General features: G+C 72.4%; 11 protein-coding genes. 6 read left to right on the top strand and 5 right to left on the bottom strand.

Annotated elements, in window-relative coordinates; genetic code table 11:
• The first annotated feature begins 192 nt into the window (after nucleotides 1-192).
• Both ACI2L3_RS12845 and ACI2L3_RS12840 read left to right on the top strand, forming a co-directional pair.
• Nucleotides 193-1,605: a helix-turn-helix domain-containing protein gene (locus ACI2L3_RS12845; RefSeq protein WP_404752368.1), complete on the top strand. Its 1,413-nt coding sequence runs from the start codon at nucleotides 193-195 to the stop codon at nucleotides 1,603-1,605.
• A gap of 146 nt (nucleotides 1,606-1,751) precedes the next feature.
• Nucleotides 1,752-2,753, top strand: a complete 1,002-nt coding sequence (locus ACI2L3_RS12840; protein WP_404752367.1) for a hypothetical protein — start codon at nucleotides 1,752-1,754, stop codon at nucleotides 2,751-2,753.
• Here the strand turns inward: ACI2L3_RS12840 and ACI2L3_RS12835 are convergent.
• Complete coding sequence (locus tag ACI2L3_RS12835) at nucleotides 2,725-3,759, bottom strand: helix-turn-helix domain-containing protein (protein WP_404752366.1); 1,035 nt, start codon at nucleotides 3,757-3,759, stop codon at nucleotides 2,725-2,727. The genes ACI2L3_RS12840 and ACI2L3_RS12835 overlap by 29 nt on opposite strands.
• A gap of 303 nt (nucleotides 3,760-4,062) precedes the next feature.
• On the opposite strand from ACI2L3_RS12835, the gene ACI2L3_RS12830 reads away from it, so the two are divergent.
• Genes ACI2L3_RS12830 through ACI2L3_RS12820 form a run of 3 tightly spaced genes read left to right on the top strand, consistent with a single transcriptional unit; the run spans nucleotide 4,063 to nucleotide 8,222 of the window.
• A complete protein-coding gene (locus ACI2L3_RS12830; RefSeq protein ID WP_404752365.1) occupies nucleotides 4,063-5,256 on the top strand; it encodes an NAD(P)/FAD-dependent oxidoreductase in 1,194 nt (397 codons plus the stop codon).
• A gap of 51 nt (nucleotides 5,257-5,307) precedes the next feature.
• Nucleotides 5,308-6,696 carry a 2-oxoadipate dioxygenase/decarboxylase family protein gene (locus ACI2L3_RS12825; RefSeq protein WP_404752364.1) on the top strand — a complete coding sequence of 463 codons (1,389 nt, stop codon included), beginning with the start codon at nucleotides 5,308-5,310 and terminating at the stop codon, nucleotides 6,694-6,696.
• Nucleotides 6,693-8,222, top strand: coding sequence for an aldehyde dehydrogenase family protein (locus ACI2L3_RS12820; RefSeq protein WP_404752363.1), 1,530 nt, complete (start codon nucleotides 6,693-6,695; stop codon nucleotides 8,220-8,222). The genes ACI2L3_RS12825 and ACI2L3_RS12820 overlap by 4 nt, the downstream gene beginning before the upstream one ends.
• 16 nt (nucleotides 8,223-8,238) lie before the next feature.
• On the opposite strand, the gene ACI2L3_RS12815 is transcribed toward ACI2L3_RS12820, so the two are convergent.
• The 3 genes from ACI2L3_RS12815 to ACI2L3_RS12805 form a co-directional block, all read right to left on the bottom strand.
• Nucleotides 8,239-9,963, bottom strand: coding sequence for an acyl-CoA dehydrogenase family protein (locus tag ACI2L3_RS12815; protein WP_404752362.1), 1,725 nt, complete (start codon nucleotides 9,961-9,963; stop codon nucleotides 8,239-8,241).
• A 70-nt stretch (nucleotides 9,964-10,033) separates the two neighbouring features.
• Nucleotides 10,034-10,591 carry a PadR family transcriptional regulator gene (locus ACI2L3_RS12810; RefSeq protein ID WP_404752361.1) on the bottom strand — a complete coding sequence of 186 codons (558 nt, stop codon included), beginning with the start codon at nucleotides 10,589-10,591 and terminating at the stop codon, nucleotides 10,034-10,036.
• 86 nt (nucleotides 10,592-10,677) lie between these two features.
• Complete coding sequence (locus ACI2L3_RS12805) at nucleotides 10,678-12,186, bottom strand: MFS transporter (protein WP_404752360.1); 1,509 nt, start codon at nucleotides 12,184-12,186, stop codon at nucleotides 10,678-10,680.
• Between the two features lie 124 nt (nucleotides 12,187-12,310).
• On the opposite strand from ACI2L3_RS12805, the gene ACI2L3_RS12800 reads away from it, so the two are divergent.
• Nucleotides 12,311-12,835 (top strand): MarR family winged helix-turn-helix transcriptional regulator, encoded by a 525-nt coding sequence (locus ACI2L3_RS12800; RefSeq protein WP_404752359.1) that lies wholly within the window; start codon nucleotides 12,311-12,313, stop codon nucleotides 12,833-12,835.
• A gap of 30 nt (nucleotides 12,836-12,865) precedes the next feature.
• Here ACI2L3_RS12800 and ACI2L3_RS12795 read toward each other — a convergent pair whose 3' ends face one another.
• On the bottom strand, nucleotides 12,866-13,336 hold the full coding sequence (locus tag ACI2L3_RS12795; protein ID WP_404752358.1) for a peroxiredoxin: 471 nt from the start codon (nucleotides 13,334-13,336) through the stop codon (nucleotides 12,866-12,868).
• Nucleotides 13,337-13,341 lie beyond the last annotated feature (5 nt).

The raw sequence follows: 13,341 nt of genomic DNA, 5'->3' as shown, positions 1-13,341 counted from the left end.
CCGAAGTCCGCGATATAAATGGCGGGTTAAGCAGGGTTAAGGCGCGGCTCAACGTAAGGGTTTCCGGGACACCAGGCAATGGGTGTGCGACAAGTTGCTTGTGGGACGGGCCGGTTCGCGCCGCGGTGAGTACACGGCCTCAGCGCCACGTACGTAGAAACAGGCGTCCGGAGAGACGACGGAGAGGCAGCGGTGACGCAGAAGAGTTCCGAGGGCGTACGGCCCGACGGGCCGGCCGAGATCGGGCGGCGCGTCCAGCGGCTGCGCGGCGAACGCGGGCTCACCCAGAGGCAGTTGGCCGAGCCCGCCTACACCCCCGCGTACGTCTCCACGCTGGAGTCGGGCAGGGTGCGCCCCTCCGAGGCAGCACTGCGCCACCTCGCCGCACGCCTCGACGTAAGCTACGAAGAGCTGGCCACGGGCCGCCCCGCCCACCTGGCCGCGGAGCTGCGGCTGCGGCTGACCGACGCGCGGCGCGCCCTGGCCACCGGCTCCGCCGAGGACGCGGCCGCGCTCTTCCGCGCCCTCCACGAAGAAGCCGTCGACCACGCCCTTGTGGACGAACAGGCCGACGCTCTCCTGGGTCTCGGCGACTGCCTCCTGGAGTCCGGTGAACTCACCGGCGCCCGTGACCGGTTCGCCGCCGCCGAGCGGCTGCTCGCCGACGAGCCGCTGCCCCGCCGCGTCCCGGCCATCCGAGGCCGCGCCACGGCCCACCTGCTCACCGGCGAACTGCGGTACGCCTGCTACCTGTTGGAGAGCACCCTCGACGAACTGAACGCCACAGGGCTGCACGACCCGGAAGCCCTGCTGCTCCTCTACACGGCTTCCATCGCGCCCTACATGGACATGGGCGCGCACGCGCGGGCCGCGCACGCCGCAGAGCTGGCGCTCGCGCTCGCCCCGCGCGTCGACGATCCGGCGCTGGTCGCCGGGATGCACCGCGGTGTGGCCCGCACCCTCATCGCCGAAGGCCGGATCGCCGAGGCCGACGCGTCGCTCGCCAAGGCGCAGGAGCTCTACCGTCAGCTGCACATCCGCACCGAGCTCGCGCACTGCCACTGGATGCGCGGTTACGTGCACGCCCAGGACGGCGACCTTGAGCACGCCGAGACCGAACTGCGCACGGCGCGCGGCATTCTCGCCTCCAAGCGGGCCGCGCTCTTCACCGAGCAGGTGGAGGTCGAGCTGGCGGACGTACTGCGGCGGCGCGGCAAGGCCGCGGAGGCGGAGGCGCTGCTGCGGCCGCTGCTCACCACGGAAGCCGACGAAGACGAAGACGGTGGAGGTGGAGGTGGCGCCGGGGTGCTCGGGGCCGGGCGCGGCGCGGTGCACGCGGGCGGCGCGCACCGGTTGCTCGGGCTGATCGCGGAGGAGCGGGGCGACACCGAGCGTGCCGAGGAGCACTACTGCGCCGCGCTCTCCCTCCTGGAACGTTCCAGCGCGGTCGGAGATCTGGCGGACCTCTGCCGTCTCCTGGGCGATCTGCTGCGCCGCACCGGCCGGGTGGAGGCCGCGATGGACGCGTACCGCACGGGTCTCGGGCACCGCGCCGCGCCCGGCACGACCACGCTGGGGCCCGCGCCCGCCCCTCCCCCGATGTGAGGGCGGGGTCCGCACGCGGCGCCTGCATCGAAAGATGTACGGCCATTTCATCCACGGCTACGACTCTCGTGATCACGCGGGCGCCGACGATGGTCAGTACGACGCAGGCCTGATCCGGCGGCCACAGCGACATCGAGGAGCGACACATGGCAGGCGGCTCGCAGCGACCCACACCCACTCCCTCGCTCTCCGGGGTCCTGGGCCGGGCGCTCGGCGGCGGTCTCGTGATGGCCGTGGCGCTCGGCGTGGGTACGGCGGTGGGTCCCGCACTCGCCGATGCCGTGGGCGTGACCGGCTTCGTGGCCCGGCTCGTGCCGGCCGCGCTGGTCAGCGCGGTGGCCCTGCCGCTCGTCGTGCTCGCGCTGCGGCGCCGGGGCGGCACCCTGGAGGACATCGGGTTCGGCGGCCCGGGTGAGAGCCTGCGGGCCCTGCTCGTGGGGGTGGGGGTGACGGTGGGCTCCGCGGCGCTCGTGCTCGGTGCGGGGACGGCCGCCGGGCTGCTGAGCTGGTCGCGTCCGGACCTGCCCGAGCTCGCCGGCTTCCTGGTCACGAACGGCGTGGTCGCGCTGCTCCTGGAGGCGCTGCCCGAGGAGACGACGCTGCGCGGCCGCACGTGGACGGCGCTGCGCGGCCGGTTCGGCGGCCTGGTCTCGGCCCTCGGCACGACGGCCGTCTTCCTGGTCGTGCCCGGTCTGTCGACGGTGGTGGAGGCGGGGGTCGCGCCCCTCGTCGGCGGGACGGCCGGGCCGGTCGGTCTCGCGCCGGGCGGGCAGAACCCGGTCGACTACCTGATCCTTCTGACGGTGTTCGGCCTGATGCTCGTCACGGCCCGCACCGCGGTACGGCGTGCCCCGCTGTGCACCGGCATCGGGGCACACCTGGCCTTTCTGACCGTCAACCGGATCGTCTTCGAGGGCGACGAGCGCGGCGCGGGCTGGCCCGTGGAGGTGTCGTCCCCAGACGTGGAGCTCTTGGTGCCGGTGTATCTGCTGGTCGCCATGGCCGCGTTCGCGGTATGGCGCCGGATCGAACGGAGACGCGGGGACGGCGGTACGGCGCCCGCGTCCGTATCCACCACGTCCACCACATCCACCACATCCACCACGTCCACCACATCCCTCAGCCGTCCAGCAGCCTCCACGCGGTGAGAGCGAGCCTGGCGCGCAGCAGCCCGGTGGGTTCGGTCAGGTCCATGTTCAGGGTCTTGCCCAGTTGTTCGAGGCGGCGGGCGACGCTGCTGTGGTGCAGGTGCAGCAGGTCGGCCGAGCGGCGCAGGGAGCCGGTGGAGCAGTAGGCGTCCAGGGTCTCCAGGTCGTCCGCGTCGGCGGCCACGGTCGCGATCGCGGCCACGTCGGCGTTGTCGCGTACGGCGTCCTGGGGGATCTGCGCGAGCAGCGCCAGCGCTCCCAGGCCGGCGTAGGGGACGACCGGCCGGCCGGGGGTGGCGAAGCGGAGGGCGGTGCGGGCTTCGTGCCAGGACCGCTCCGGGCTCGCGGCGGCGCCGACACCCGCTCGTACGCCCGCCGGGAACGCCGTCTGGTCGACGGTGGTGGCCAGGATGACGCCCACGTCGGCGAGGGGTGCCGCCTTCACCGGCCGGGACGGGCAGATCAGTGCGCCGATCCGGTCGAGCGGCAGCTGCGAGCGTACGGCGACGGCCCGGACCGGCAGGTCAGCGGCGAACCCCAGCAGCCGCAACGCCCGGGCGCGGGCGGCTTCTTCGCTGTCGGAGCTGATGGCGAGTTCGACCAGGGCGGGGTCGGCCATCGTGGTGCGCGCCGGTCCGTACCGCTCGACGGCCGCCGCGGCGGCGATGGCGAGCCGGTCGAGGAGAACGTCGTCCAGGGGGCTGGGCGGTCCGGGGCGCTCCAGCCACACCGTGCCGATCTCCTCCTCGTCGAGGGTGATCGGCGCCGCACTGGACTCGGGTGCCCGCGGGGCGGGCGCCGCCGTTCCCTGGGGCGAGATGCGGATCGTCTGTCCGGTGCCGTGGAGCAGCACTCCGGTCACGCACTCGGCGAGGCCCGCCGAGGCCCGGGCGAGCGCCGGGAGGTCCACCCGTCGGCGCATCAGCGTGTCGTAGAACGCGACGACGCGGATCGCGCCCTCCACGTGCGGGTCGAGTCCCGACAGCCGTACGGCCAGTGCTTCCATGACAGGAGGATAGGGCCGACGATGCCGGGAGAAGCGCGCCGTTCGGCGCGCGGAGCGGCCGGGATGCCCGACAGTTGGCGGACGTCCGCACGAGCACGGACGGCGACTGTGGCGGGGCGCCTTCGTCCCGCTGTGCCCGCGACGGGACCTCGGTGAGCAGGTTGCCGCCTGCGCAGGAACTGGCGCAGAGACGCCTCATGGACCGCGGCGGGCGGCGTGCTGCACCATGGCGGGCAGACAGCTGTTCCGCGTTCCCCGCCACGCCATGACAGCCCGGGCCGACGCCCGGAAGGGAGCGGCCACTTGGCCTCCGCACCGTTACCGCCGCCCTCCTCCTCCGCGTACCGCGCCCTGCCGCCCACGGCCGACGTCGTGATCGTCGGGGGCGGCGTGATGGGGACGAGCATCGCCTTCCATCTCGCCGAGGCGGGCGTGCGCGGCATCGTCGTCGTGGAGCGCGGCGAACTGGGCGGCGGCAGCTCGGGGAAGCCGATCGGCGGGGTGCGGGCGCAGTTCTCCGATCCGCTCAACATCGAGCTGGGCCACCGCAGCCTGCGCGCCTTCCGGGACTTTCCGCGCCGCCCGGGCGCGGACATCGGGCTGGACACCGTCGGCTATCTCTTCCTGCTGACCGGCGCCGGCCAGGTCGCCGACTTCGAGGACGGCGTGCGGACGCAGAACAGCCTCGGCGTGCCCAGCCGCATGGTCACGCCCCGCGAGGCCCGTGCACTCTGCCCCTACCTCAGCACCGAGGGCCTGCTGGCCGCCGCCCACTCCCCCGCCGACGGCCACGCGCGTCCCGCGCTCGTCGTCCGCGGGTACGCGCGTGCCGCAGTGCGGGCCGGTGCCGTGTTCGCCACGCACACCGAGGTGACCGGCATGGAGACGGCCGGTGACCGCGTGACCGTCGTGCACACCGACCGCGGCCCGGTGTCGTGCTCCGCGGTGGTCTGTGCCGCCGGGGCCTGGTCGGCGCGGATCGGTTCCATGGTGGGTGTCGAGCTGCCGGTGCGGCCGCTGCGCCGCCAACTCGCCTTCACGGTCCCGCTGGTGGCCCCACCGCGCGTCCCCTTCACGATCGACTTCGCGTCGTCGGCGTACTTCCACAACAGTGACGACGGACTGCTCCTCGGCCTCGCCGATCCCCGCGAGACCGAGGGTTTCGACACCACGTGGACGCCCGGCTGGCTCGAGCTGTTCCGTGCGGTGGCGCGGCGCCGGGCGCCCGCGCTCGCGGAGATGGAGGTGTCCGGCGGCTGGGCGGGCCTGTACGAGGTCACGCCGGACCACAACGCGCTGATCGGCCGCTGTTCCGCCCCGGCCAACTTCCTCTACGCCACCGGGTTCTCCGGGCACGGCTTTCTGCAGGCGCCCGCGGTGGGCGAGCTCGTCCGCGACCTGTACCTGGGGCGGCGGCCGTGCGTCGACGTCGCGCCGCTCGGCGTGGACCGCTTCCAGGCGGGGTCCGAGAGCCGTCCGGAGGCGCATGTGGTGTGACTGCGAGAGGGCTGCCGAAAAGGGAAGGGCTTCCGAAAGGATGACGTGTCGATGATCGGACAGTGGCGGCTGCGCGCCGCGTTCGCCGCGCGGCTCTCGCGGATGTACGGGCGCGAGGTCCCCGCGTACACGACGTTGGTGGACGTCTCCCGCGAGGTCAACGAGGACGTCCTGCGCGCGCGGGGCGCCGACGCGGAACGTCTCGGTTCCATCGGGCGGGTCACCGCCGAACGGCACGGCGCCATCCGGGTCGGCACCCCCGAGGAGCTGCGGCAGGTCGCCCGCGTCTTCGGCGCCCTCGGCATGCGCCCCGTCGGCTTCTACGACCTGCGCGACACCCCCGCGAGCGCGCTCCCCATCGTGTCGACGGCGTTCCGGCCGGTGGACGAGGAGGAGCTGGCCCGCAACCCGTTCCGGGTCTTCACGTCCATGCTCACCGTCTCCGACCCGCGCTTCTTCGACGCGGATCTGCGCTCGCGCCTCACCGCGTTCCTCGCGGGCCGCGAGCTGTTCCCGCCGGAGCTGCTCGCGCTGGCCGACCGGGCGGAGGCGGAGCGGGAACTGCCCGACGCGGACGCCGAACGCTTCCTCGAACTGGCCGTAGCGGCCTTCGAGTTGTCGGCGGAGCCCATCGACAGGGAGTGGTACGCGGCCCTGGAGCGGGTCTCCGCCGTCGCCGCCGACATCGGCGGCGTGCGCAGCACCCACATCAACCACCTCACCCCGCGCGTCCTGGACATCGACGAGCTCTACCGGCGCATGACCGTGCGCGGCATCGAGATGATCGACACCATTCAGGGGCCGCCGCGCTGGCCGGGCCCTGACGTGCTGCTGCGCCAGACCTCGTTCCGTGCGCTGGCCGAGCCGCGCGCGCTGCGCACCGCGGACGGCAGCGTGACCCTCGGCGCGCTGCGGGTGCGGTTCGGCGAAGTCGAGGCCCGCGGCATCGCGCTGACCCGGGAGGGCCGCGCCCTCTACGACCGGCTGCTCGGCCTCGTCGACGAGCGGGCCGCGCACTGTCCCGCGGGCGAGCGCGGCGATGTCGCCCGCGCCATGTGGACCGAGCACCTGCCCCCGACCGAACACGAACTGGCCGTGCGCGGGCTCGGCTTCTTCACCTACCACGCCGTCCCCGAACGGCCCGCGGACGGCAGTCGGCCGCCCTCCGGCCTCGGAGGTCTGCTGGCGGGCGGCTGGCTGCGCGCCGAGCCGATCGTGTACGAGGACTTCCTGCCCCGGTCGGCCGCCGGCATCTTCCGGTCCAACCTCAGCGACACGGGTTCCAGGAACAGCGGCCAGGAAGGCAGTTCGTACGACGCCGACCGGCTCTCCGAAGCCATGGGCCGGGAGGTCCTCGACCCGTTCACGCTCTACGAGCGGCAGCGGGACCTTTCCCTCGCCCGCCTGCCCCGCGCACTGCGTCCCCAAGGAGCGTCATGACCGGCATCGCCCTGCCCACCATCGACGAGCTGCGCACCCGGGCCCGTGCCGCACTCGACCGCATCGGCGTCACGGTCCCCGAGGGCGACAGCCTGCGGGCCCGCACCCCCATCACCGGCGAGGACCTCTTCGGCCTGGCCCGCACGGACGCGGCCGGGGCCGAGGAGGCGCTCGCCGCGGCCCGTGCGGCCTTCCTCGACTGGCGCGGCACACCGGCGCCGCGCCGGGGCGAACTGGTGCGCAGGCTGGGTGAGTTGCTGCGCGGTCACCAGGACGACCTGGCGGACCTGATCACCATCGAGGCGGGCAAGATCCGCTCCGAGGCGCTCGGCGAGGTCCAGGAGATGATCGACATCTGTGACTTCGCCGTCGGTCTCTCCCGGCAGCTGTACGGGCGCACCATCGCCTCGGAGCGGCCGGGGCACCGCCTCGCGGAGAGCTGGCATCCGCTCGGTGTCGTCGGCGTCATCTCCGCGTTCAACTTCCCGGCGGCCGTGTGGTCGTGGAACACGGCCGTCGCGCTGGTGTGCGGCGACACCGTGGTGTGGAAGCCCTCGGAACTCACCCCGCTCGTCTCCCTGGCCTGCGACCGCCTCCTTGCCAGGGCCGCCGCCGACGTCGGTGCGCCGCGGGACGTGCACCGGCTGCTGCTCGGTGACGCGGCCGTCGGGGAGCGGCTCGTGGACGATCCGCGGGTCGCGCTGGTCAGCGCCACAGGTTCGACGCGCATGGGCCGCGCGGTCGGTCCGCGCGTCGCCGCCCGCTTCGGCCGCTGTCTGCTCGAACTCGGCGGCAACAACGCGGCGGTCGTCGCGCCGTCCGCCGATCTGGACCTCGCGCTGCAGGGCATCGTGTTCGCCGCGGTCGGGACCGCCGGGCAGCGCTGCACGACGCTGCGGCGCCTGATCGTGCACCGCGACATCGCCGAGCCGCTCGTCGACCGCCTCACCACCGCGTACGGGAAGCTGCCCATCGGCGACCCCTTCGACCGGACCACGCTGGTCGGGCCGCTCATCTCCACCCGGGCCCTTGACGGCATGCACGCCGCGCTGGACCGGGTGCGTGGCGAGGGCGGCGAGCTCCTCGCGGGTGGCGCCCGCCGCCCGGCCGCGTCGGCGCCGCACGCCGCGTACGTCGAACCGGCCGTGGTCCGCGTCGCCCGGCAGACCGACACCGTCCGCGAGGAGACGTTCGCGCCGCTCCTCCACGTCATCACCTACGACACGTTCGACGAGGCGATCGCCCTGCACAACGACGTGCCCCAGGGCCTCTCGTCGAGCATCTTCACCCGCGACCAGCAAGAGGCCGAACGGTTCCTGTCCGCCGAGGGCTCCGACTGCGGCATCGCCAACGTGAACATCGGGACGTCCGGCGCGGAGATCGGCGGCGCGTTCGGGGGCGAGAAGGAGACCGGCGGCGGCCGCGAGTCGGGCTCCGACGCCTGGCGCGCCTACATGCGGTCGGCCACCAACACGGTCAACTACTCCAGCCGGCTCTCCCTCGCCCAGAACGTCAGCTTCCTCTAGCGAGGCACGGCCTCGCTCACGGCGCCATCTCGTACGTCCCGGCCAGCGCCTCGACACGCTCCCAGACGCGTGCCGAGCGGGCGTCGTCGACGACGGGGCGGCGGACCGCGCCCAGTGCCCAGCTCTGCTGGTCGGCGGTGGCGGAGTCCTTGCCGTGCAGCTCGACGGCGTGCGCGGAGAAGTCCCGTACGAGAACGGCGAAGAGCTCGTCGAGCACGTCCTGGTCCAGGCCGGTGAGGCGGGCCTGCTCCAGGATCAGCTGGCCGTGCACGACCAGTGCGAAGAGCTGGCCGACGGCGAGGAGCAGGTCGAGGTCGCGGCTCTGCTTCTCGTCGGGGGCGGCGGTGGTGACGAACTCGCAGAGGGCGTCGGCCTGTTCGCGGAAGCGGGCGACGTTGGGCACCTCGGCGTAGGCGTCGAAGGCGGTGCGCCAGTCGTGGAAGCGGATGGCGCCGAGGCCGCGGGCCGGTCCCTGCCGGAAGAGGAAGTCGTCGTCGGCCGCGTCGAGGCGGGTCGGCACGGGCTCGTACTCGGCCGGGTTCAGCAGGTGGTTGCCCATGAACTTGAGGATCAGGGCGAGGTTGACGTGGACCGTGCCCTCCAGCTTGGGAAGGCCGCGGATCTCGATGGCCGCCTGCGCGAAGTAGTTGTCCTTCTCGAAGCCCTTGGCGGCGATGACGTCCCACATGAGGTCGATGACCTTCTCGCCCTCCGTGGTCACCTTCATCTTCGTCATGGGGTTGAAGAGGAGGTAGCGGCGGTCGTCGGGCCCGGCCGAGCGGAAGTAGTCCACGGCGCGGTCGCTGAACAGCTTCATGCCGACGAGCCGGACGTACGCGTCGGTCAGCTCACGGCGCACGTGCGGGAAGGCGGTGACGGGGCGGCCGTACAGGATGCGGTTGTGCGCGTGGGTGACGGCCTCGTACATCGCGTGCTCGCAGATGCCGATGGAGGCGGTGCAGAGGTTGAACTTGCCGACGTTGACGGTGTTGAGCGCGGCGTCGAAGGCGGCGCGGCCGGTGTGCAGGACGTCGTCGGGGCCGACCGGGTAGTTCTCCAGACGGAACTCGCTGACGTACTTCGACGAGTCGACGACGTTCTTGACCAGGTGGTACGCCTCGTGGCGGCTGTCGGCGGCGAAGAAGACGTAACCGTCGGGGCCCTCGATGTCGGTGCGGCGGCCGAAGACGGAGACGAGGCCCGCGGCGTTGCCGTTGCCGATGTAGTACTTGGATCCGGTGGCCCGGAAACCGCCGTCGCCGTCCGGCTCCAGGAGCATGTCGGTGGAGTAGATGTCGGCGCCGTGGGACTTCTCGGACAGGCCGAACGCGAACACCTCGCCCTGGGAGAGGAGTTCAGCGGCGCGGGCGCGGGCCGCGGCGTTGTCGCTCTGCCAGACCGGGCCGAGGCCCAGGATGGTGACCTGCCACGCGTACCAGTAGTCGAGCCCGTAGAAGCCGAAGATCTCGTTGAGGGCGGCGATCCGGGCGGTGTCCCAGCGCTTGTCGTCCTGCCCCTGGCCGGCGGCGGAGGCCGGGGTGAGGAAGGTCGCGAAGAGCCCTTCCTTGGCGGAGAAGTCGAGGAAGTCCGCGAGCCAGGCACGGGAGCGGTAGTCCTCGATGAGCCTGCGCTTGCCGCGCGACTCGAACCAGTCGACGGTGGCGCGCAGCAGCCTGCGCGTCTCGGGGTCGAAGTGGGTCGGGTCGTAGGTGGTCGGGTGGAACAGCAGCGGGTCGGCCATGGTGGTTCGCCTTTCCGGCTCGGAGGGTGATGAGGGGTGATGGACGGAAGGAGGTCAGCGGCTGGGAAGGTCAGCGGCTGAGCCGGTGGAGGGTGGCGAGCACGTCGTCGAGCCAGTCGAGCGTCATCCGCTCGTACGCGATGCCGCCGCGCAGCACGACATGCTGGAGCTCCCGTCCGGCGTCGGGGGCTTCGGTGACCGGCGCTTCGGGCCCGGTGAAGTCGCGCCGCTCCCCCGCGAGGTAGTGCGCGAGCCGGTCGGCGTGCGCCTGGCGGTGCCGCTCCACCTCGTGGATCAGCGCGGCCGGGTCGTCGAAGGCGGCGCCGCGGATCTTCACGGCGAGCTCGTGCCGCACGCTCTCGGGCTGGATCGGTTCCTGCAGCCACTCGGAGAGCGCGGCCTTGCCGAGCGCGGCGACGGAGTACTCCTTCTTGTCCGGCCGGTCCTGTTGCGCCACCTCGCGGTGCGCGAGCCAGCCGTCGCTCTCCATGCGCTTGAGGACGCGGTAGATCTGCTGGTGCGTGGCGGCCCAGAAGTAGCCGATGGAGCGGTCGAACCGCCGGGCCAGCTCATAGCCGGAGCCCGGCTTCTCCAGCAGGGAGACGAGAATCGCGTGCTCAAGCGCCATGCCCGAATCCTTCTATGCAACTCGTTGCATAGACAAGCGCCACCGGCCAGGTGAGACGCGGCTCACCCCGGGCGTGGGCGCGCCGGTCATGCGGTGCCGCATGAACGAGCAGTGGGCGCCGGGCCGTCGGCAGTCGCCTCGGGGCTTATTCCGTGCTGCTCCTCCTCGGGGCGGCCCTTCTTGGGCAGCAGGAAGGTGATCGCGAGGAAAAGCACCAGCAGGCACGCCTGGACGAGCAGCGCACGATGGAAGCCGCCGGTGAAGTCACCGGTCTTGGCCCGGGCGAAGAACACCGAGCCGAAGACGGCGACGCCGATGGAGCCGCCGACCGCCTGGACCGCCGACAGGACACCGGAGGCGGAGCCGATCTCGTCGTCGTCGACCGCGGCCAGGATGAAGCTGAACAGGGCGGCGATCACCATGCCGGCACCGATGCCCGCCACCGCCACGCCGGGAGCGATGTCCCAGATCGAGAACGAGGCGGCGTCGAGGCCGTCGAGCTCGAACCACAACACGGCCGCGCCGGCCAGCTGGACCAGCGGTCCGATCTGCAGCACCTTGCGGCCGATCCTGTCCGCGAGGAACGCGCCGCTCACCGCGCCGCCGATCGCGGTTCCCACCGCGAGGGGAAGATTGCCAAGGCCCGCGTCGCCCGCGGTGAAGTGCTGCCCGATCTGGAGGAACAGGGTCAGTACGAGCTGGGTGCCGATCAGCCCTCCGAAGAACAGGGCGATGCCGCCGAGTCCGACGGTGAAGGCCGGCTTGCGCAGCAGCCCCGGAGTCACCAGCGGCTCGCGGCCCGCGGCGGCCGTGCGGCGCTGCTGGAGGGCGAAGAGGGCGAAACCGATCGCCGAGGCGGCCATGGACAGCCATGTCCACAACGGCCAGCCGTTCTCCTGCCCCTGGTTCAGCGGCAGCACGAGCAGGGCGCAGGACATCACGACCAGGGCGGCGCCGGTCATGTCGACCCGTACCGTGCGGTCGCCCGCCTTCTTGGGCACGAACCTCGCCGCGACGATCAGCGCCGCGATGCCGATGGGCAGGTTGATCAGGAACACCGACCGCCAGCCCAGGCCGAAGAAGTCGCCCTCGATGAGGAATCCGCCCAGGACCGGGCCGATGATGCCGCCCAGGCCGAGGACGGGTCCGAAGATCGCGAAGACCTTGGTGAGCTCGGGGCCGGAGAAATTCTCCCGCAGCAGGCCGAGCCCCTGGGGCAGCAGCATCGCCCCGGCGGCGCCCTGCAGCAGGCGGAAGGCGATCAGCGACTCGATGTTCGGCGCGACCGCGCACAGCAGGGAGCTCGCGGTGAAGGCCGCCAGGCCGATCAGGAACATGCGGCGCCGGCCGTAGCGGTCGCCGAGCCGGCCGCCCAGCACGAGGCCCGCGCCAAGGGTGAGGGCGTAGCCGCCGATCACCCATTGCAGGCCGACGGGACCGGCACCGAGGGATCGCTCCAGGTCAGGGCCGGCGACATTGACGATCGAGGCGTCCAGGAGGTCCATGACCTCCGCGACGATCATCACCACCAGGATGAGCCATCGCCAGCGGTAGGGCTCGGTCGTCTCGTCAGGGGTGAGGGATGGGTCACGCACGCCAGGTACCTCCATGGTGAAGTAATTCCATGATGAAGGTAAAGTTGGAGCGGTAGGTTGTCAAAGCGGAGTGACCGTGCGGACCGCGGACGGCGCGACGGGAGAGAAGGGTGGAGGGGCCGGCATGGAGGAAGCCGTGCGCGACGGCGTCGCGGAGCAGCGTGAGCGGCTGATGGAATCTCTGAGGATCTACGGCGGCCACTACGCCGAGCTCAGTCGGCGCTTCGCCGCCTGGCTGGGCCTGCACTCCACCGACGCGACCGCGGTCCTGGAGATCGCCGCCGCCGAGGAACGGGGCATTCCTCTGTCACCGGCGCGGCTGAGTGAGCGGATCTCCCTGTCCACGGGCGCCACGACCGCGCTCCTGAACCGTCTCGAGGCCGCGGGGCACATCACCCGCGCCCGCGAGCACTCCGACCGGCGCATCGTCACGCTGCGCAGCGGCGGGCACATCCAGGAGCGGGCGGATGAATTCTTCGGCCCGCTCGCCGACCGCCTCGACGCCGCGATGTCGCACTACCCGCCCCGGTTCCTGGAGCAGTTCGAAGCGTTCATGGCCGACCTGAACACCACCATGGACAGCCACCTCACGGAACACGACGCGGGCACTCCGGGCTCCCCCCGCACCCCTGGCGGACGGACTCCCTGACCGGCTCGCGCCCAGCCGCCCAGCCGGGGTTCAGGCCGCCCCGAGCCCGCGTACGGCGGCCAGCGCGCGGTCGGCGTGTGCGCTCATGCGGAGTTCGCTGCGGACCACTTCTGCGACGGTGCGGTCCTTGCCGATGACGAACGTCACGCGCTTCGTGGGCGCCAGGGAGAAGCCGCGGGTCACGCCGAAGCGGCCGCGCACCACGCCGTCGGGGTCGGAGAGCAGCGGGAAGCCGAGAGTGTGCCGCTCCGTGAACTCCCGCTGCCGCTCGACCTCGTCGCCGCTGATCCCCACGGGCCGCGCTCCGGCGGCGTCGAACTCGGCCGCCAAGTCCCGGAAGTGGCAGGCCTCGGCCGTGCAGCCGGGGGTGAGGGCGGCCGGGTAGAAGAACAGCACCACCGGGCCGTCCAGGAGGAGTTCGGAGAGCCGGCGCGGGGTGCCGGTCTCGTCGGGCAGGGTGAAGTCCTCGACGGTGTCGCCGACCGCCACGCGCGCCGTCATGCCCG

Source organism: Streptomyces sp. NPDC029674, from assembly GCF_044903205.1.
Taxonomy (GTDB): Bacteria; Actinomycetota; Actinomycetes; order Streptomycetales; family Streptomycetaceae; genus Streptomyces.
The sequence above is the reverse complement of the archived record's forward strand: the minus strand, read 5'-3'. Positions and strand labels throughout refer to the sequence as shown.